15 protein-coding genes are annotated in these 20,940 nt (G+C 33.5%); 12 read left to right on the top strand and 3 right to left on the bottom strand.

The features are described from left to right. The first annotated feature begins 65 nt into the window (after nucleotides 1-65). The 3 genes from G6Q10_RS07000 to G6Q10_RS06990 all read left to right on the top strand — a co-directional run bounded on the left by G6Q10_RS07000 (nucleotide 66) and on the right by G6Q10_RS06990 (nucleotide 7,479). Nucleotides 66-3,278 (top strand): glycosyl hydrolase family 18 protein, encoded by a 3,213-nt coding sequence (locus tag G6Q10_RS07000; RefSeq protein WP_163654586.1) that lies wholly within the window; start codon nucleotides 66-68, stop codon nucleotides 3,276-3,278. Next, nucleotides 3,272-5,647, top strand: coding sequence for a fibronectin type III domain-containing protein (locus G6Q10_RS06995; RefSeq protein WP_163654584.1), 2,376 nt, complete (start codon nucleotides 3,272-3,274; stop codon nucleotides 5,645-5,647). Before G6Q10_RS07000 ends, G6Q10_RS06995 begins: the two co-directional genes overlap by 7 nt. A 341-nt stretch (nucleotides 5,648-5,988) precedes the next feature. Beyond that, a complete protein-coding gene (locus G6Q10_RS06990; RefSeq protein WP_232057799.1) occupies nucleotides 5,989-7,479 on the top strand; it encodes a phosphatidylinositol-specific phospholipase C domain-containing protein in 1,491 nt (496 codons plus the stop codon). Nucleotides 7,480-7,672: 193 nt separating this feature from the next. Here the strand turns inward: G6Q10_RS06990 and G6Q10_RS06985 are convergent, their stop codons facing one another. Further along, nucleotides 7,673-8,929, bottom strand: coding sequence for a GHKL domain-containing protein (locus G6Q10_RS06985; protein WP_163654582.1), 1,257 nt, complete (start codon nucleotides 8,927-8,929; stop codon nucleotides 7,673-7,675). Between the two features lie 685 nt (nucleotides 8,930-9,614). Between G6Q10_RS06985 and G6Q10_RS06980 the strand changes: the two genes are divergently transcribed. From G6Q10_RS06980 to G6Q10_RS06940, 9 genes are all read left to right on the top strand, one after another. Continuing rightward, a complete protein-coding gene (locus G6Q10_RS06980) occupies nucleotides 9,615-10,001 on the top strand; it encodes a cyclic nucleotide-binding domain-containing protein (protein WP_163654580.1) in 387 nt (128 codons plus the stop codon). A 135-nt stretch (nucleotides 10,002-10,136) separates the two neighbouring features. Continuing rightward, nucleotides 10,137-10,331: a hypothetical protein gene (locus G6Q10_RS06975; RefSeq protein WP_163654578.1), complete on the top strand. Its 195-nt coding sequence runs from the start codon at nucleotides 10,137-10,139 to the stop codon at nucleotides 10,329-10,331. A 164-nt stretch (nucleotides 10,332-10,495) separates the two neighbouring features. Beyond that, nucleotides 10,496-11,956 carry a leucine-rich repeat protein gene (locus G6Q10_RS06970; protein WP_163654576.1) on the top strand — a complete coding sequence of 487 codons (1,461 nt, stop codon included), beginning with the start codon at nucleotides 10,496-10,498 and terminating at the stop codon, nucleotides 11,954-11,956. A gap of 24 nt (nucleotides 11,957-11,980) precedes the next feature. Next, on the top strand, nucleotides 11,981-12,319 hold the full coding sequence (locus tag G6Q10_RS06965) for an EF2685/EF0750 family sortase-dependent surface protein (RefSeq protein ID WP_163654574.1): 339 nt from the start codon (nucleotides 11,981-11,983) through the stop codon (nucleotides 12,317-12,319). Between the two features lie 83 nt (nucleotides 12,320-12,402). Further along, nucleotides 12,403-13,437, top strand: a complete 1,035-nt coding sequence (locus G6Q10_RS06960) for a WxL domain-containing protein (protein ID WP_163654573.1) — start codon at nucleotides 12,403-12,405, stop codon at nucleotides 13,435-13,437. 49 nt (nucleotides 13,438-13,486) lie between these two features. Continuing rightward, complete coding sequence (locus G6Q10_RS06955) at nucleotides 13,487-14,110, top strand: WxL domain-containing protein (protein WP_163654571.1); 624 nt, start codon at nucleotides 13,487-13,489, stop codon at nucleotides 14,108-14,110. Between the two features lie 15 nt (nucleotides 14,111-14,125). Then, nucleotides 14,126-15,136, top strand: a complete 1,011-nt coding sequence (locus G6Q10_RS06950; RefSeq protein WP_232057798.1) for a WxLIP family cell surface protein — start codon at nucleotides 14,126-14,128, stop codon at nucleotides 15,134-15,136. 430 nt (nucleotides 15,137-15,566) lie between these two features. After that, nucleotides 15,567-18,485, top strand: a complete 2,919-nt coding sequence (locus G6Q10_RS06945) for a lectin-like domain-containing protein (protein WP_163654569.1) — start codon at nucleotides 15,567-15,569, stop codon at nucleotides 18,483-18,485. 340 nt (nucleotides 18,486-18,825) lie between these two features. Continuing rightward, nucleotides 18,826-19,545 carry a Crp/Fnr family transcriptional regulator gene (locus G6Q10_RS06940; protein ID WP_163654567.1) on the top strand — a complete coding sequence of 240 codons (720 nt, stop codon included), beginning with the start codon at nucleotides 18,826-18,828 and terminating at the stop codon, nucleotides 19,543-19,545. A 143-nt stretch (nucleotides 19,546-19,688) separates the two neighbouring features. On the opposite strand, the gene G6Q10_RS06935 is transcribed toward G6Q10_RS06940, so the two are convergent. Both G6Q10_RS06935 and G6Q10_RS06930 read right to left on the bottom strand, forming a co-directional pair. Next, nucleotides 19,689-20,147 carry a MarR family winged helix-turn-helix transcriptional regulator gene (locus tag G6Q10_RS06935; protein ID WP_163654565.1) on the bottom strand — a complete coding sequence of 153 codons (459 nt, stop codon included), beginning with the start codon at nucleotides 20,145-20,147 and terminating at the stop codon, nucleotides 19,689-19,691. Continuing rightward, the gene (locus tag G6Q10_RS06930) at nucleotides 20,144-20,560 is read right to left on the bottom strand and encodes an SRPBCC family protein (RefSeq protein ID WP_163654563.1); all 417 of its coding nucleotides are present in this window, start codon (nucleotides 20,558-20,560) and stop codon (nucleotides 20,144-20,146) included. Before G6Q10_RS06930 ends, G6Q10_RS06935 begins: the two co-directional genes overlap by 4 nt. Between the last annotated feature and the right edge of the window lie 380 nt (nucleotides 20,561-20,940).

Genomic DNA, 20,940 nt, shown 5'->3' with positions numbered 1-20,940 from the left:
AGATAAACACAGCTCAAAGCAAAAGTATAATGTATTTAAAAGGACATTTAGGAGGTTAATTATTAATGAACCAAAAGAAAAAAAGCTTAAGTAAGTACCTAAACATCACTCTCGCTGTAGGGATGTTGTCAATGACGGCGATTAACGGTATATCGCCTATTGTATCAGTTGCGAAAGAAAACCCAACTGTAAAGCAAGTAAGTGCAAAAACAACGGTGCCTTACCGAAACGTTATGTACTACGGAGATTGGTCAGTATGGGGTGGACAAGGTAATTATTATCCAAAAAATATCCCTGCTAATTTGTATACTCACTTGAATTTTGCTTTCTTAGATTTTGATTCAAACGGGAACTTACAATTAACAGATAAAGATGCCGCGTTTGGAAATCCAGTTGGTTCTGGTAATGCATGGGGAGATGAACTTTCAGGTGCAATCCCAGCTCTAGCAGCGATTAGAGAGCAACATCCTAACATGAAACTAGGAATTTCTATTGGTGGTTGGTCGAAATCAGGAGACTTCTCTGAGGTTGCAGCCAATCCAACAAAACGCGCTAAATTTGTAGAAAATATTATGAAATTTGTTAAATACACAGGCATGGACTTTGTCGATGTCGATTGGGAATATCCAGCAAGCGTACGACAAGGAGACACTGTTGACAATAAAAATGACGAAGGAACACCTAACGCTCGTCCAGAAGATCGCGATAACTATATCAAGTTAATGCAAGACATTCGTAACGGCTTGGATAAGCTTGGTGTAAAAGAAGAAAAAACCTATGAATTAAGTACCGCATTACCAGGAACAAAAACACAACTAGAAGCTTCAGTAGATGTGGCAAAATTATTTAATATCATCGATTTTGGTAATATAATGACGTATGACCTAAACGGAGCATGGGAAGAGAAATCAGGACATCAAACCGCATTATATACAAACCCGAATGACCCTACAGGCAATTCAATTGAAGCGGCAGTAGACTATTTGAAAAGTAAAAATGTTCAAATGGATAAAGTGGTGATTGGAGCAGCAATGTACACACGTGGTTGGGACTCTGTTGAAAAGGGAAACGATCCAGCACATCCAGGGTTGTTCCAAAATGCTGCTTTAACAGCGAAAGATGCTGATGATTCGCCTTCACGTGGAGCGATCAATGAAGCACCCGTGAAAATTGGCGACGGAGGACGAAGCGGAGGAATCTGGTCTTATCGTAAAATTGATGAACTAAAAGCAAAAGATCCTTCACTAAAAGAATATTGGGATGATATAGCTAAAGCCCCTTATTTATACAGTGAAACAACAAAACAATTCTTTACCTTTGACAATAAACAGTCTGTTACAGAAAAAGCGAATTTTGTTAAAAAGAATCACCTTGGTGGAGTCATTTCTTGGATGGCCTCTCAAGATAAAGATTCAGATAACAATGGGGCAAGAGGAGAATTAAGTGGCAGCATTAAAAAAGGGTTATACGGCGATTCTGCTATTCCAAACACAGTCGAAGCGAATAAGAGCGATTTAAACTTAGGTTTAGACTTTAGTATCACGACTGTCGATAATGGTGGAAAAGGTTTCTCATTCACAATGAAAAATAATGAAACACTTGATTCATCTGAAGGCGTAGCACTAGATTTAGCTAAGAAGTATTACAGCACAATCAAAAAAGGAAAACTGATTATTACGCTAAAAGATGGAAGCACATTATCAAAGGGCGACTATAAAGCAGGAAATGTTACAGCAAAAGATGGTAAAACATATGTTGAATTTAGTTCAACTTCTGATGGGAGAATAATCAAACCAGGAGCTTCTTATACGCTTAAGCTAGGAAGTAGCAATGCAAGTAGCGTGAACACTGACAATATAAAAAAAGTTGAGCTAGAACAATATTATGACACGAATGCTAAACTAACTTCACAAGTTATTTATGGTGATGAAGAACATGTAAATAGCGAGCCCGTTCTTTCTGGTGTTCAAGATAAAACCATCTATATTAATGATGGCTTTGACCCGCTTGCTGGCGTAACAGCTACAGATAAAGAAGATGGCGATTTGACAAGCAAAATCAAAGTGGACGGCAGCGTTAATACGAAAGAAGCAGGTGTTTACACATTAGTCTATACAGTTAGCGACTCTGAAGGAGCAACAGCAAAAGCGACACGTAAAATCACGGTAGCTAAGGTAGGCACTCCAGTCATTTCAGGAACAAAAGATGTAACGATTAATGTTGGAGATGATTTTAATCCATTAACAGGCGTAACAGCGAAAGATGGTAAGGGTCAAGATATTACAAGTAAAATCAATGTTAGTGGTAAAGTAGATACGAAAGTAGCAGGAGCATATAAGTTAACTTACAGCGTAACAGACAGCTACAACCAAACTGCAAAAGCAGAACGCACTGTAACCATACGTGAATCTAAAGCTGACTTTGGTGTAGGTCAAGGTATTGAATGGCCAAGCCAAGTAGTTGCACCATTTGTTGATGATGCAGCATGGATGAATGATGCCAATTATTCAAATAACGGCGCACCAAATATTCAAAAGTTAAGCAGTGAATCAGGCGTTAAGTTCTTTAACTTAGGATTTATCCAATCATCAGGTGGAACAAAAGGTGGTAAATTAAATTGGGGCTGGGCAGGTTTTAGCGCATTAAGCGAAGAAGGCGATACAGGCCAATACAAAGGAATTAAAAAAGGAATCAAAGAACTTCGTGATTCTGGTGGAGATGTGACGATTTCATTTGGTGGCCTAAATACAGGCGCATTCTGGACAGCTACCCAAGATACAGATGTACTTTATAACACATATAAAGAAATTGTTGACGGCTACGGCTTAACACGCATTGATCTTGATGTAGAAGGTGGCGCGATGGATTATAAGCAAAACCAAGCCAACGCAACAGCTGTTAAAAAATTACAAGAAAAAACAGGCGTAAAAGTAACCTTAACTCTACCAGTTATGCCAAGTGGCTTAACAGTTGCTGGAGAAAATGTCTTAAAAGCTTACCTTGAAGCAGGCGTTGAGCTAACAAATGTTAATATTATGGCAATGTGTTACGGAGCAGGAGTTCCAGACTATGCTCAAGGTTCCATTGAAGCAATTGATAATACAAAAGATCAAGTGAAAACAGCATTTAAACAATATGCTAAACAAACTTTATCTGATTCTGAAGCTTACGGAAAAGTAGGTGTTACACCATCTATTGGTTTTGAAGGTGAAGATCACCCGTACTTCTCAACAGAAATGATGTTCGACATGCAAAAAATAAAGGACTTGGTATGGTAGCATTCTGGTCAATGAACCGCGATGCACAAATTGATGGTGGACTAGGAAAAGTAGAGAATCGTTATGAATTTACAAATATTGCTAAACAATTTACAAGCGAAGACACTACTCCAGAGAAACCACAAAAACTTACAGTAAATAACATTACGCAAACTTCAGCAGATTTAAACTGGGAAAAACCAGCAAGCAAAGCTGGGATTGCGAAATATATTATTGAACTTTCAGGAGCAGGTCAAGCCAAAACATTTGAAACAAGTAATGTAGCCTATGCGCTAACAGGCTTAACAGCAAATACAGCATATATCGTAAGAGTGGTTGCTGAAGATCAAAATGGACAAAAATCAGAAGCCGCGGTGACGACATTCACAACGTTGAAGGACAAACCAGAGAAACCACAAAAACTTACAGTAAATAACATCACGGAAACTTCAGCAGATTTAAACTGGGAGAAATCAGCAAGTAAAGTTGGCATTACAAAATACATTGTTGAACTTTCAGGAGCAGGCCAAACGAAAACTTTCGAAACAGGCAATGTAACCTATGCACTAACAAGCCTAACAGCAAACACAGCATATACGGTAAAAGTGAGCGCTGAAGATCGAAACGAACAAAAATCAGAATCTGCGGTGACGACATTTACAACATTGAAGGACAAACCAGAGAAACCACAAAAACTTACAGTAAATAACATCATGGAAACTTCAGCAAATTTAAACTGGGAGAAACCAGTAAGCAAAGTTGAGATTGCGAAATACATTGTTGAACTTTCGGGAGCAAGCCAAACAAAAACCTTCGAAACAAGCAATGTAGCCTATGCACTAACAGGCTTAACAGGAAACACAGCATATACAGTAAAAGTAACAGCTGAAGGTCGAAACGGACAAAAATCAGAATCTGCAGTAACGACATTCACAACATTGAAAGATAATGACAATGATTTGACCCGACCACGAAACCTTTCAGTAAGCAACATTGAAGCAGATATAGCTATTTTAAGATGGGAAAGACCAGCAATTTCAAGTAATGCTGGGATTGCGAAATATATTATTGAAGTTTCAGGGGCAGGCGAAACGAAAAGATTCGAAACGAGTAATTTAGCTTGTTACCTACATGGTTTAAAAGAGATGACATTATATACAGTAAAAGTGATGGCAGAAGATCAAAATGGTTTGAGATCCAACCCTGGTATTACTACGTTTACAACATTGAAAGATATTCCAGCTCAACCATATAGACCTTCTGTATCCGGCATTACACATAGCGAAGCCGCTTTAAAATGGGGAGATTCATTCAGCGTAGTTGGCATTGCAAAATATATTATTGAAATTTCAGGCGATGGGCAAACTAAAACATTCAAAACAAGTAGTCTGTACTATGGATTGACTGATTTAAAAGATGCCACAAAATATACTGTAAAAGTCGTTGCCGAAGATCGAAACGGTCGGAGATCAGAACCTGCGACGTTGACATTTACAACATTGAAAGATGGTTTTGAAACCTATCAAATTAAATCTTCCTATGATAATTCTATGGTCATTGATTCGGATCCGGAAACAAAACAAGTATCAGTATGGGATAATGACCGTAGCGGGAGCCAAAAATGGACATTTGAGTATGATCCAGTAAAAGGTGCGTATCAAGTCTTGACAGATAATAAACAAGTTTTAGCGTGGGATAAAAATGGTACCTCAACCCGTGTTGTGTCCACTACTAATAAAAAAGAGACAACCTCTTATTGGAAATTCGAAAAGGTGTCTAATCAATCCTATATTATTCGTAACTATGCAGACACTAGAATGGTATTGGATGTAGATAATTTTTATCCACGGAGTGGGACAAAGATCAAAGTAAATACGTTCCATGGTTATAAATCTCCACAATTAGCAGCACAAGTCTTTGAAATCCCTGGTTTTAATGGTCCTGAAATCCATCAAATCAAATCTTCATATGATCCTTCTATGGTAATCGATGTTGAATGGGGATCAAGACAAGTATTAACATGGAAAAATCAAAGTTCAAGCAACCAAAAATGGACATTCGTGTATGATCCAGCAAAAGATGCCTATCAAATTTTTACAAACGACAAAACTAAACAAGCCCTGGCATGGGATAAGAATGGGACTTCAACTCGTGTTGTGTGTGCAACTAATAAAAAATATGCAACCTATTATTGGAAATTAGAAAAAGTGTCTAGTCAGTCCTATATTATTCGCAACTATGCAGAACCTAAAATGGTGTTAGATATAGATAATTTTTATCCAAAATATGGGACAAAGATCAAAGTAAATGAGTTTCATGGTTACGATTCTCCACAACGAGCAGCACAAGTATTTGAAATCCCTGGTTTTCAAGTGAAAAATAAATTCTAATCGGTGAATTTATTTTATACAGATACGAATGCATTCGTTAGAATAAGGCCTAAACTTTGTATAGCGTCTAAGTTTTGCTTGCAAGAAATGCGAAGTATTGCGAAAAAAGTTCTATTTTAGATCTTTTCGGGCTGTAAACAAAGTAAGGAAAACTTTGTTTACAGTCTTTTTGTTTATAATTAACATAAATGTTAGTTAAAGAAGAGAAATGATGTTGAAAAAATAGGATTCCGCTGTTGCATCACTATCAATGTTTTTTGAATTATTTGAATTGTTATTCTCATAATGTTACCATGATATATGGAGCGTGCGATATTTTATAAAAGAAGGGATAGAATAGATTGAAAAATAAAATAATTTCTTTGTTGTTATGTGTAGTGTGCGCACTGTTACTAGTTCCTACATCGGCTTCAGCACATTATAACCGAGCGTATTTAAGAAGTGCAGATGAATTTAGGTTTAATAATACGGATTGGATGTCACAAATAGATGAGGAGAAAAGACTTTCTGACATCTCTATTCCAGGGACACATGATACAATGTCTATTGGATATGGGGGGGATATTGCCCAAACACAAGGATTAACCCTTCAATCACAGCTAGCAAAAGGGATACGTTTTATTGATATTAGAGTTAGGGCATATGATAATGCCTTTTCTATTCATCATGGTCCTATTTATCTGCATAAAAATTTTGATGATGTGTTAAATACATGCATACAGTTTTTAAGAGAACATCCAGGTGAAACCATTTATATGCGATTAAAACAAGAATATAGCAGCGTAGATAATGCTGAATTAAATAGAATATTAATGAACTACCTAAACAAGACTGAATTTAATAAATATTTGTATAAAGGAAATAGTAGCAATCCACGATTAAAAACCACTAGAGGTAAATTTGTTTTGTTTAAAGATTTTAGACAATCAGTTGCCCCGGGACTTGAATATCCATATGATTTTGATATTCAAGATAAATATAGTTTAAGTACAAATTGGGATTTATATAGCAAATGGTTAAGCGTCAAAAATCAATTAGTTAAAGCCGATACTTCAAGTAGAAATTCAATATTTATTAATTATCTTTCAGGTTCAGGAGGCTCGTTCCCTTATTTTGTAGCTAGCGGCCATAGTAGCCCAGGAACCGGTGCACCACGCTTATTAACTGGGCTGACAGTTCCTGGTTGGGCCGGAGCATATCCGGATTTCCCAAGAGTAAATTGGGTTGGATCAGTTGCTTCAATCGCCTTTGAGGGGACGAATATATTAACGAATGACTTTATCAAAAAAGATAAACTTCAACGTACGGGGATTGTTGTTGCAGATTTTCCTGGAGAATCTCTTATAAATACGATTATCGGCTTAAATAATAACTTTACAGCTCAAAAGGAACTGATTGATGGCGAATACCAAATAAAAGTTTCTCATGACCGTTCAAAAGTGATAGATGTTGAAAATAAAACCAATCGACAAGTATTAATATGGAAAAATCATGGTGGTGGAAATCAAAGGTGGACATTTAAATATCATTCGAAAAAAGACGCTTACCAAATTTTCACAAATAATGGAACAAATGAAGTCTTAACATGGGACAAGCAAGGAGGCTCTAAACGTGTAGTATGCGCTCCTAATGAAAACGATACTACATCCTATTGGAAAATAGAGCAAACAAAAGATGAGCTTTATGTGATTCGTAATTATTCCAATCTCGACTGGGTGTTAGATGTTGATAATTATTATCCAGTGCAAGGAACCCATATTAAAATGAACGAATACCATGGAGCAAATTCGCCTCAGGTTGCAGCTCAAGTATTTGAAATTGTTCGAAGTTAAATGGAACCAATTCAAAACCAAGGTCCATCTAAGAAGCGAAACATAAAAGAATAAATCGGCGACAAGCGCTTGCAATTGAAGAGGTTTACCAGATTTCCGGTTCTAACGTACAGCCCGTACGCTCCACTTTCCGGTTTCTAGCAAACCTCTTCACTTTGCTCGATTTATCGCATGATGTCTTAGCCGCGTTTAGTTATTTTTTAGTAATGCTCAATGAAAAAATAAATCGTGAGTCTATTTTGTTAACATCGATATGGTAATGAATATTTTCATAAGAGTTACATATTTTCTTGAGATTAAACAGGCCTAGCCCGCCATCTTTTTTACGAGACTGCTTTCGCTGGAATATTTTAGTTAGGTCGATATCTGTATTTATTGGATTGCTAATATGAAAAGCAATCCCTTCATTATTTGTTTCGATTTTAACAATAATAGGAGCACTTGAAGTAGAACCATTATCATAATGCTCAATACTATTATTTAAAATAATTGTTAACACGCGTGCGATATCAAATGTGGAGTCGGTAGGTACTTGAATAGGCTGAGTTAAGGAAACTTGTACCTCCAAATTTGCTCCTTGCGCTTTAGATATAAAACTAGTGAATACACCTCTAATAATAGGTGATGAAATAAATTCTAATTGCTTACTTAGACTACTATGAATGAAATTGGACGAGCGTTTTTCTAAATCATTCAAAAAAGCTAGACTATTTTCCCAATCTTTTATTTCAACTAAATATTTTAATGATAGTAATAGATTTAAGTAATCATGTTTAAATTCTTCAATTTCTTTATAAGATTGTTTTTGTTCCGTGTATTTTTGAATATAATAAATCACCATATTCTCTCGTTTGATATTAAACATGATCGCAATAATACATGTAATTCCAAAGAGTTGGTAAAAAATTAAACTTAAAGAAGTAAAAATATAAAGAGGCTGGTAAAAATCTTGGCCAACAAAATGGATGATTGAAAAAAGAATAAAGAAGGTCGTGTATAAAATAGCGACGATGGTATGTTTTCTTGTATACATAAAAAGCTGCTCTAAAATATGGTATTTCCTATTTAATAATTGAATAATTAAAATAACGATAACAAAGAGAATAAGCACAATAATAGCACTTTCAAAACCATTTATATTAAATAAAAACCTTAATAAGTCAAATCCGATAAAGTTTGAAATACTGACCATATTAAATGAAACGATGACGATTAAAAAATTAATAAAATAATTATTAGTGCGTTCAAAAAGAAAGCAAAATAGGATAATAAAATAAAGCAAGTATATTAATGAATTAAATGAGTATAGAAAAAGACTACAGCCATATAAAAGAACAAGCAACATAAAATAAAGTTTATGAAGCCTAATTTTTTTAAATAGAAAAAGAGATAATATGAACATATTGATAAATAAAGCTGATGAAAAGAAAATTCCATCAAATGAATCCATTGTTAAATTGCTCCATTCGATCACTTATAAAACGTTTTTTTCCCTTTGGTTGGTGAAATAAGCTATAAATATTCATATTTCAGTCTCCTTATCATACTGTCTTATAAAGTGAGTATAACGCATTTTATTGGAAATTTAAAGCATAAGAAAAGATAGAACTGAAAATGCTAACTTTTCACATATTATACTGACTATCAAGTAACGTATTCTTTATAGCATGTCTTGGGCGTAAATGGCAGGGATACTCGCAAAAAGTAATCCGAGTTGTCGATTTGCAAGATAAAAATTGTGACATAACGCATGGAAACTCCATCTAAAATGTTCTCAGATATAGCACTGGCTAGTTCTAATCCATTATGTGCTAAAGTTATTGATTATTCTTATTGTATGAAAATTTACTTATTTAGCTAGCGATGTCTAACCTTAATAAAGTGTATAAAATTTGTCAATAAACCAATAAAAAAGGGAAAAAGTCACGTTTTTATAGAAGAAAAAAAATACATTTTATGGATTTAATTGACATATTTCTTGATAATTAAGCTATTATGGGATTTTTAACGGCATAGAAGAAATTGATTATTGTCAATAAAATGAAACATTTTATGGTAAAAATTGTTAAAACTTCAGAGAAAACATTTTTTTTTTTGCGTTATTATTGTTTAAAGAAAGAGAGGATGAAACAATAATGGAATCTAAAGTAGTTTATAAAACAAGCAATATTTTAAGTTCAAACGAGCAATTTTCCGCGATGTTACTTGAGTTAGAGATGAATAAAGTAAAGAGACATCAATTTTTTTTAAAATGTTTTACTAAAAATCAAGATGTATATGCTGATTTTAGTGTTACTAAATATGTCGTTTTTTTGAAGCAAGGCCTTTGCGTAGTTAGTGAAGCGGATCTCAGTAAAAAAAGAGTTGTGCTAGAAATTTTGGGGGAGCAAGAATTTCTAGGTCTTGGAAGATTATTTGGAGATTCATTAAATGGCAATTATAAAGTAACTACGAAGACATATAGTGAGATTATTTTTATTGATAAAGAATATTTTTTAAATTACTTATCAATAAGACCTTAATTTTCAGAATTGCTAATACAATATACAAGTAAGAAAATATGCAAACTACATAGTAGGATGATTTCTCTTACTCATTATACTAGACGGAAAAAAGTATTGCATTCTTTATACTACTTAGGAGAATCATTAGGTTTTGTGGATGGGGATCATGTCCTCCTTCCTTATGAAGTTACAGCAAAATTATTAGCTGAATATAGCGGAGTAGACCTTTACTTTTTTAATTTAGTGTCAAACGAACTTCTTAGTATGGATGTTTTAAAGTACACCAGTAATGGTGAACTTGCTATTAATACACGAAAACTTGAGGATCTATTTGAAGTTCGTTATTAGTTAGAATATTCCATCTAGTATGGCTTTTTTATCAATTTTGAAGTAGATGAGAAAGCTTTATTTATAGAAAATAAATTTTTCATTGTAGGTAATTATTACAGCAAGATTAGTTTCTAATAAATGGTGAAAAATTTATAAATAGTTAACCAGCAAGGAGGATAAAAATGTTTGTAAGAAAAATATTGTTTGCTGTTATCTCTGTTTTTCTTTTTTGGACAGCGCTAGTATCTTTCCCACTAGATAGCGCAGCAGATGATAAGGAAAGTAATGAAGACTCACCTCAGGTTAAAGCAGCTAAAATCATTGCAAAGGGAGGATTAAATGCAAACCAAGGAGGATACGACTTGGATGCTGGAAAGTGGACATTAGATTCTGAAGGGCTTTTATACATTTCAGGTATGGCTTTTTCACGAGGAAATAATGATCCTGTACCCTATTGGTCAAAAATGAGTCAACAAATAAAAACAGTCGTTTTTGATGACAAATTTGTTGTAGGATCACTTATCAATTCGTGGTACAGCTTTAATAATTATTTCAAGAATTGTTCAAATTTAGAACGTGTTAAATTTCCTACCGACCTTAATATTGTCTATTCGGAGGATTTCGATTCAATGTTTGAAGGGTGTAGTAGTTTAAAAGAAATCGAATTACCCATAATAAAGCCTCGTAAAGCAAGAAATATGTTTAAAGGATGTACAAGTTTAAAAAGCGTTAAATTTAACAATTCTCTATCCAGTAATAAGTATAATGACAAAAATTGGGGTGGCTTTTTTGAAGGATGTGATTCATTGTCAAAAATAGAATTTCCCGTGACTTCAACTCTCGTAGCAGGAGCAATGCTTCCAACACCGCCAAATACTCTGCCTTATTTTGGAAAATGGCGAATTAATGATGAGAAAAAAAGTTATACTCCTATTGAAGCGCTACAAATGATAGATAACTCTAAAGTCCGTGTTGTAGTAACTTGGGCAGAATCAATGGCGACTCTCGATGTTAAAGACTCCGTTATTCCCGTAAACAGTGTATGGAACCCCGTGGATAATTTTGTGTCAGCAACTAATCATGATGGAGACCCCATATATTATAACAATAGTATGTTAGTGGAACGATATGTTGATACTTCTACACCAGGAACATATGAAGTTGCTTATCAACACCCAGATAGAGCTGATCTTAAAAAAATAGTTAAAGTTGAAGTTGTTAATCCAGGCTTTTTAGATTTTAAGTCTGTCCCGTCCACAATGAGTTTTGAAGATAGTGTGATTTCTAACAAATTAGTTGAAGCTAAAAGAAAAGATCCTAATTGGCAACTGACAATTTCAGATACCCGAGTAGTACGCTCAAACTGGAGAATCACAGCTCAGCTACTTACCCCTTTAACGAATGCTAAAGGAGAAACTTTAAATGATGCCTTATTTTTTAGAAAGAAAGGAAGCGCGGATCAGCTAATTAATACAAAGGATACAACGGTTATTTATGAAGGAATAGGTAATTCTACTAAAGAATTATATGATATTCAATGGGGGGAAAACGCGGGTCCAATCATGAAAATACGCCCTGGGAGTGCAAAGCTTGGAGCATATCAAGCAAATATTGAGTTTGCATTACTAAATGTTCCAGCGTAAGCAATGAAAAAAGGAGGATGAGTAATGATGAAAAAAATTCAAGGATGTCTATTCTTTTTCTTCTTAATGATGATTTTACAAGTGCCAATCAATAGTTTAGCGGCTACAAGTGGTCATAGTCAGGCAATCATTACATTTGACCAAAATTCTGTGCCAGATAAAAAAGAACATAAAGCACCAGATAAGTCGAAGCACTCAAAAAACAAGAAAGCTAAAAAATCAACTAGTAAAATTAAAAAATTACCACAAACTGGAGAAAATACATTAGAAATAGAAAGTTTAATCGGTTTTTTTCTTTTATTAACATTACTTTATTTATATAAAAATGAAATAAAGCAATGCAACTTTCAACAAAGGAGGTGAGGGAGAGCGGAGAACATTCATTTCTTCATAGCAGGTGTTTTCAGTAACAAAATAAATTCCAAGTAAAAAGGAGATAAGTAAGAATGAAACTAAAAAAGATGTTCATTATTTTTCTAACTGTGGGGTTAACATTATGTACTTTTATTTCTTTAGATCCAACGAGTATTTTTGCAGCAACAGCAACAAATGCACCAACAGTAAATCCACTCTATGATACAGATACTAAAATTGAAGGAAAAACGGAACCAAACAGTGAGGTGAATGTTAACTTTGAAATTTCTAACGAGCTTATTGCAACGGGTAACTCGGATGCCAAAGGTAATTTTTCACTTGCTATAAACAAGCTAAAGGCAAATACTTCGATCTATGTATATGCAGTAGCTCCTGGAAAATCTGTAAGCTCTCCAACAAAAATTATAGTAGATAGCTTAATTCAAGGGACATCAACTACAAAGGGAGATATTACTTTTAAACAAGATGATTCTAAAGTTGATCCAGTTGACCCAGATGATCCTGATAATCCAGTTGATCCAATAGACCCTGATCATCCAGACGGTCCAGATGGTCCACTTAGCATTAATTACATTTCTAATTTTCACTTCGGGGAACAAATTATTTCAGCTAAAAGTGAGACATATTACGCTGAATTAGATGAGTTAAAGTTAAAAGATGGAAGTGTTGTAAAACGTCCGAATTATATCCAAGTAACAGATAAGCGTGGAACAAATGGTGGCTGGAGATTGCAAGTGCAACAAGGAAATCAATTTTCAGCAACAACCAGTAACGGCGAGAAAGAATTAAAGGGAGCGCAACTAACTTTAAGTAATCCATATGTTGTAACGAATTCTGATAACAACTCAGAAGCTCCAACAGCTGCTGATAAAATCGTGCTTGTTCCAGGTAGTAAAGGAAGCGATGGAGAAGTTATCCCAGGCGCTGCACAAGATGTTTTAGTTGCTCAAAAAGAACAAGGTATGGGGACATGGGTCGAAAAATTTGGGAATGGAGCTGCTGCTGAAAAAAGTATTTCTCTATCAGTTCCCGTTTCTGCAGAAAAAGCAAAAGACGCAACCTATACAACAGAAATGACTTGGATTTTGCTAGATACCCCAGCATAAAAAAATCGATTGGAAATTATCGCTAAATATATAACAAGGAGCATTGGTAATGAAAAAAATAAAAGGTTTAGTCGCAAGTGTGATTGCTGTAAGTGGAGTTGCTTTATTTCATCACGTTGCACTTGCTGATGATAGCAGCTCAACAAAGTCTACAGGGAGTATTGAATTTACGCAAAGTGAGGCAGGAGCCCTTACACTTGATCACATTTCAAAATTAAGTTTTGGAAATCAAAAAACGTCAGGTAGTAGCCAAGTTTATTATGCGACATTAGACGAAAAAGACGGAAAATCAGTTCCAAACTTTGTTCAAGTAACCGATAAACGTGGTAGTAACGCAGGGTGGCACTTAACTGTTACACAAGATGCTCAATTTGCAAATGGGACTAATGTTTTAACCGGAGCAGTCCTTAAGCTAGATAAAGGGATACTGATTTCAGAAGATGACGGGTTAGCACCAACGATTAATCAAGCCATATCCCTAACACCAGGTGTAGCTTCTGACGTTATCAATGCGAAAAGTGAGCAAGGAACAGGTATTTGGGTAGGCAGCTTTGGTAGTGATAATGCTACAGGTGAAAAAGCCATATCATTAACCGTGCCAGGAAAAACTAAAAAAGTAAAAGGTGAGTATAGTGCATCTTTAACTTGGAATTTAACGGATTCACCTGCTTGAGAATGAGGTATTAAATTGAATAAATGGTTTAAAATATTTATATTGATGCTCATGTTAATTATAATCTGTTCTCCTGTAAAAAAAGGTGTAGCAGCTGAAATGAATTTTTCTGTTCAAGCAATCATACCTGAAAATCAAGTAGATACTTCACAAACTTATTTTGATTTAAGGATGAAACCGGATGAGGAACAGGATTTAGAAGTTCAAATTCGTAATAATACAGCTAAAGATATAGTTATTGCAGTGAATGCGAATACGGCAATCACAAATGATAATGGTATAGTAGAATATAATCATAAAACTAAAAAGCAAGATTCTTCCCTCAAAAATGCTTTTAGTGATATCGCTGTAGCTCCTAAGGAAGTTGATATTCCTGCAAAAGCAACAAAAATTGTTAAAATACGCGTGAAAATGCCTGTTGAAAAATATGATGGTATTATTTTAGGTGGTTTATATTTTGCTGAAAAGAAAGATGAAGATAAGCAAAAGAAAAAAGGGAGTAACCAGATATTAAACCAGTATGCTTATACGATAGGCGTTCAATTAAGCGAAACAAGTAAAAAAGTCCAACCCCATTTGCGTTTAAATAAAGTAGCGCCTGGACAAGTAAATTACCGAAATGTACTTAAAGCCAATATCCAAAATGATCAAGCGATGATTATTAGAGAATTGAAGATTACCGGAAAAGTATATAAAAAAAATGGTTCAAAATCTTTATATGAAACCACATTAGAAAATTTACGAATGGCTCCAAATTCTAACTTTGATTTTGCGGTAAACTTAAATAATCAAAATTTTAAGCCGGGTAAATATACTTTTCGAGGTGTAGCAACATCTGAAAAATCGAAATGGGTATTTGAGAAGGATTTTACAATTAAAGGAAAACAAGCAAAAGGATTGAATAATCAAGCGGTAAATGTCGAAAAAGATTATACCTGGCTCTATCTATTAGGTGGAGTGCTGATATTCATTCTAGTTGGTATTATTGTCTTTTTGATTTACAAATTAAAGCGACAACGGAAATAATGTGATTTTAATTAAGCAAAAAGAGTGTGGATAAATGAAATTTTCCTACACTCTTTTTGCTAATAAAAATATATGTATTAAAAAGAAAAAGCACTTTTTAGTTTCATAGAAATTTTGGAGCATTACCATTTTAGTTTTGTTTTAAAAAAATATTAAAAAATTCAGTATATTTTATTTAAAAATTCTAGTTTTAGTCAAAATCATTTAAAAAAAACATAAAACCTAATTATATCCGATTGAATATTTATGCTACGATAGTTATATTCCAAAAAGATTATAGTTAATGCTTTTTAGAAAAATACATATAAGTTATGCTTAAAAGGAGGGAGTATATAGCGCATATTTCTTGATTATTGATAGTATGAATAATATTTTTTGGAAAATAATAAAAATACCCCTAATTTTTAGGAAGAGTTAACTTGGAGGAAATATGTTAAAGAAAATAGGTTATACAACAATTGCTGTCGGAGTAACATTGTCGTCTTTATTGCCTGCAACTAATACATTGGCGATAGAACAAAATAACCCGAGTGTTATTTCGTCAGTTTTAGCTGACACTATTAAACTAGATACGGAAGCAAAACAACTTATTAATCGTTTCATTAATAATAATATTCCATTAAATGGATCGAATTTGTCTGAAGAAGCCATTCAATATTATACAGAATCTTTAGTTAATAATAATATCCCCTTGCCAAAAGGAACACAGCAATGGAATGTTATCAGTAACTATCGTAATCAATTAGCCAAAACTGGAAAAAGTACGGATGGAAATTTTAAATTCAATATTAAAGCCAAATCAGGATCATGGGAAGACGTAAAACAAATTATCAATTCATTATTTATTGATAGCAATACACCATTTAATATCAAAGATATTCCAGGAGTTCCTAATCCAAATAACTCTGCTTATACTTATGAAAATTATTATGCAGAAGTTTTAGTGAAAAATAATATTTCATTACCAAAAGGAACAGAGCGTTGGGATGTTATTAGTAAATACCGTAACCAATTAGCGAAAGTAGGAAAAAGTACCGATAAAAATTTTACATTTAATATCAAGGCTGAAGCCGGATCATGGGATGATATAAAACAAATTATTAATTCGTTATTTATTAATAACGATATGCCATTCAATATTAAAGATATACCGGGAACGCCTGATCCAAATAGCCCTTCTTATACTTATGAAAATTATTATGCAGAAGTTTTAGTGAAAAATAATATTTCATTACCAAAAGGAACAGAGCGTTGGGATGTTATTAGTAAATATCGCAATCAATTAGCGAAAGTAGGGAAAAGTACGGATAAGAATTTTACATTTAATACCAAAGCTGAAGCTGGATCATGGGATGATGTAAAACAAATTATTAATTCATTATTTATTAATACTCATACTCCGTTTAATATTGAAGATATACCTGGCCAACCTATCCCAAAGGATCCTTCTTATACTTATGAAGATTACTACACCGACGTTCTGGTGAAAAATAAAATTTCACTACCTAAAGAAACCCAAAACTGGAATGTCATGAAAAAATATAACGTAAAAATTAGAAGCAATACTGATATTAAGAATTTATTTTCATTTTCTGGTGATGCTAAGCAAATTGGCAGTCGTTCAGCTCGTTTAACTTCAAATGACAAAAATTTAAAAGGATCAATTTCTGGTACCACAACCTTGGATATGCGCGAAGACTTTAACTTAGATTTAAATGTTGATTTAGGGAAAGATAAAAACGGGGGAGATGGTATTGCTGTAGCTTTCCATCAAGGAGAAATAGGTGAACTAGGAGCATATGGTGGTGGTTTAGGTGCATTAGGCTTAAAAAAGGGTATTGCTTTTGAACTGGATACTTTTTGGAATGCCAAAAAAGAAGCTGATTCAGATACTTCTTACAGACATAATGAAATAAATCAAGCACACGCTGGATTTGTTGCTACCGACAAAAATCCAAAAGCATTAAAAGCATTAGCACCCATGCAAAACATAAACGCTTATAAAGGGAATTTAAAAATTTCATGGAATGCTAAAGAGAACTTATTAATTGCAAGCTATGATGGAAAGACTTGGATATTAAAAAATCCAGATATTGATAAAAGTCGAAGATATACTTTTTCAATAAGCTCTGCAACAGGAGCTCATACAAACGAACATTATGTAACAGTCAATGACTTTAACGCAGCTTTTGATCCTATCTTAAAAGGTAAAAATATAAATATTAACGCTGGTGGAAAATTTAATCCTTATGATAGTAGCATTGGTTTAAATGCTTACGATGCTCTTACAGGTGAAAATTTAACTAAAGATATTAAAGTAAGTTTTAATAATGTCAATACTTCTCGTATAGGTCAGTATTCAGTAACCTATTCCGTAAAAAATTCTGCTGGTAAAATGGCTACATTAACAATTTGCGTAAAAGTTGAGTGGGGAAATCCTAGCATCAGTGGCAAAAATATTACGATTCCTACAGGAGAAAAGTTTGATCCATTTGATCCTAGAATCAATTTGCGGGCGTATGAAGCTTATACTGGTAAGAACATAACTGACAACATTAAAGTTATTCGGAATGATGTTAAGCCTTCCAAGCAAGGGACATATACAGTAGTTTATGACGTAGAAGGTTTATATGGAACAAGTTCTCAACTTACACTAAAGGTTGAAGTTCTCGATTATCATCCACAACTTGATGCTAAAAATTTATCATTACACATTGGTGATAAATTTGATTCTCAAGACGAAAGAATTGGCTTAAAAGCATATGATCCAATTGAGAAAAAGGATATTACAGATAAAATTCAATTGATTAGCTCAAATGTTAATACAGAAAAGTATGGTAGCTATGAAGCAACTTATAAAGTGACAAATAACCAAGGTTATAGTACTACCAAAACTATTCAAGTGAAAGTTCTACTCCCAGATACACGGCCATGGTCTGATGGAACCGATGACGGCTGGAAGATGTTTTCTGGTGAAAAAGTAATCCCTCAGAAAAATGCAGAAGCAGCGCTAGATGGAGACTATACTTTTTACGCGGATCAAGCTGTAAGTTTATATAAATCCTTTAATTTTTATCCAGATGAAACTTATAAAGTTGTTGTTTATGTTAAATCTGCTGAACCAGATACAACCTTCCAATTTATTAAAGCTTCATTAAAAGGTAACTCTGCTTCTAATACAAGTGATATCATATTTAATAACCGTATTGTTACGGGAGAAGAAAGTGTTAATGGTTATTATAGATTTGAAGGTCGTTTCACAGCTACAAGAGAAAATAGAAACAGTATTTTAGTTATAGAAAGTTATGGCGCTGCGTATATTGGCTCTATTAACGTGATTGCAGAATAATTAATTTATAAGATAGAGCTAAAACGGATTGAAATGTTATCATCTTAATCCGTTTTTAGCTGTAAAGTGATTTATAATATATGCTGTATGCAATTTTGAACATATGAAAATAAGTTTTTTATTTTATGCTGTAAATTAACCTAAAGCAGCTTATTTGAAATTTAAAATTTTTAAAATGCTAAAGAAAGCGCTTCCTAATTAATTGTTTATTTTCTAATTCGTTATATTATAAAGAAGGCTAACAATAAAATTAAGAAATACTTTATGTGAAAATCAGGAAATCTTTAAATCTAAAGATTATTTTTGCATTAGTATATCAAAAGGAAGGCGGATAAAAATCTTGATAGAATCTAAATTTCTTTGCAAAAAAAATGATACGTCAGATCTAAAAGAACAATTTTCCTCCATGCTACTTGAGTTAGAAGAGAATCGAATAAAGAAGCAACAATTTTTCTCAAAAAGTTTTGCTGAAAATCAAAGTGTATACGCTGATTTTAACGTTACGAAATATGTGGTATTTTTGAAAGAGGGGCTTTGTGCTGTTAGCGAAACTGATCTTAGTAAAAAGAGAATTGTAATAGAAATTTTGGGAGACCAAGAATTCCTAGGTCTTGGAAGGCTCTTTGGCGCTTCAGTAAGTGATGATTACCAGGTAATGACGAAAGCCAAGAGTGAAGTTATTTTTATTGAGAAAGAATATTTCTTGAATTATTTATCAATACGTCCATCTTTTTCAGAACTACTCATTCAATATGTTAGTCAAAAAATATGTAATTTGCATAGCAGAGTACTTTCTCTTACTCACTATACTAGAAAGAAAAAAGTGCTTCATTCTTTATACAATTTAAGCGATTCATTGAGTTTCCGTGTTGGCGAGTACGCACTACTTCCTTATGAAGTAACAACTAAATTACTGGCTGAATATAGCGGAGTAGATCTTTATTTTTTCAATTTAGTAGTAAATGAACTTATGGATATTCAGGTTTTGAAGTATACAAGTAATGGTGAGCTTGCCATTAATATAAGAAAGCTTGAAGAACTTTTTGATGAAAATGACTAAGCTGATCTGAAATGAAAAGCTGTAAGTAAGTTAATATAATAGCCTTCCTCTCGCTTGTAAAGATTGGAATGGCTTTTTTATTTAACATACTAGAATTAGCAGGTGATTCAGTACCTGCTAATCCTAGTATGTTTTTTTCTAGTTTATCTTAAATTTTCTTTGATTAACTTAAGAAGTAACAAATTAAACGTTGATTGATCCTGATCTAAAGTTCCAAAAAAAGTATGATCGATATTTTCTACTAAAGGCAAAGCTTTAGAAAGAAGGTTCGCACCGGAATCTGTTAGTTTTATTGACTTAGCTCTCGTATCTGATAAAGAAGCTTGCCGAATCAATAGTTCTGACTTTTCAAGGTTTCTAATAATTGTAGAAACCGTCATGACATCAATATCTGCTTGTTTGGAAATATCTACTTGGTTGATCTCCTCTTTACTTTGACTTAAGTATCCTAAAGAGGCTAAAATGGTAAATTGCGGATGAGTTAAATTGACCTTTTTTAATTGATCTTTAATCGCTTTATGCCACAAATTATATACTTTTATGAACGATAAACCGACCGACTCAGTTGAATTGTTTTTGAATTCAGATGGAAAATTATTCATTTTGCCGCTTGAGCCAAAGCAAAAATTGAAGTTGGGACATCTGCAAATATTTGCGCTACAAATTTTGTATCTTCAATGGTTTCTTTTCGATTGAGTGGAATAAATTCAACGGAGTGTTTTATTTGTGTTTGGTTGCCCGATTTGCTTAGTTCATGAGTGAAATAAAGATCTCCCATATCTGGAATAGTCGTTTTGTCAGTAAACTCCTTATTTGGCGTAACAGATACTAATTTAAAAGAAATCGATGGCTGTCCGACGAGTTTCATTGTGCCTTGCGTTCCTTGAGTAAAGGCACCTTCTAAAGAAATTGTTTCTAAGTCGTCTTCCCAAGCAAACCATTTGTTGACATCTTCATAAAGAGCCCAAACCTTTTCCAACGTCGCATCTACTTTTACTTCAAAACTGAATTTCATTTTATTCCTGCTCCCTTTAATAAGTATACTTATAATATATCTTTTTACTAAAAGTCTGTCAAGCGAAAATTAGCGTGCAGAAAATAGGAAGTAGAGATATAGGGCTTAAATCGTTTAAAACGCTATTATAGCTTTAGGTTGCGTCTTTAGTTAGCTATTTCCTTTTAAAAACTAGATTGAATAACTCATAAAACGACTACGTTACTAAAAACTTTACAAATATGCGATTTCATGTAGAATGAGAGTTAAATAAAGCAAGAGCTCTTTTTATTTTTAAAGTGAGTGCTCACTCATTAATGAACGTTTACTTCATTTGTGATTAATTAAACAATAAAAAGGAAAATCTCAAGTCATTCGTTACAAAATAGAAAGGAAGAGAG

Origin of the sequence: Listeria sp. PSOL-1, assembly GCF_902806445.1 — a bacterium.
GTDB lineage: Bacteria > Bacillota > Bacilli > Lactobacillales > Listeriaceae > Listeria.
This window is presented reverse-complemented; position numbering and strand designations above follow the sequence as displayed.

Coding starts and splice junctions, on each gene's coding strand:
- G6Q10_RS07000 (WP_163654586.1), top strand. CDS start 66: ATGAACCAAAAGAAAAAAAGCTTAAGTAAGTACCTAAACATCACTCTC.
- G6Q10_RS06995 (WP_163654584.1), top strand. CDS start 3,272: ATGGTAGCATTCTGGTCAATGAACCGCGATGCACAAATTGATGGTGGA.
- G6Q10_RS06985 (WP_163654582.1), bottom strand. CDS start 8,929: ATGGATTCATTTGATGGAATTTTCTTTTCATCAGCTTTATTTATCAAT.
- G6Q10_RS06980 (WP_163654580.1), top strand. CDS start 9,615: ATGGAATCTAAAGTAGTTTATAAAACAAGCAATATTTTAAGTTCAAAC.
- G6Q10_RS06970 (WP_163654576.1), top strand. CDS start 10,496: ATGTTTGTAAGAAAAATATTGTTTGCTGTTATCTCTGTTTTTCTTTTT.
- G6Q10_RS06965 (WP_163654574.1), top strand. CDS start 11,981: ATGATGAAAAAAATTCAAGGATGTCTATTCTTTTTCTTCTTAATGATG.
- G6Q10_RS06960 (WP_163654573.1), top strand. CDS start 12,403: ATGAAACTAAAAAAGATGTTCATTATTTTTCTAACTGTGGGGTTAACA.
- G6Q10_RS06955 (WP_163654571.1), top strand. CDS start 13,487: ATGAAAAAAATAAAAGGTTTAGTCGCAAGTGTGATTGCTGTAAGTGGA.
- G6Q10_RS06945 (WP_163654569.1), top strand. CDS start 15,567: ATGTTAAAGAAAATAGGTTATACAACAATTGCTGTCGGAGTAACATTG.
- G6Q10_RS06935 (WP_163654565.1), bottom strand. CDS start 20,147: ATGAATAATTTTCCATCTGAATTCAAAAACAATTCAACTGAGTCGGTC.
- G6Q10_RS06930 (WP_163654563.1), bottom strand. CDS start 20,560: ATGAAATTCAGTTTTGAAGTAAAAGTAGATGCGACGTTGGAAAAGGTT.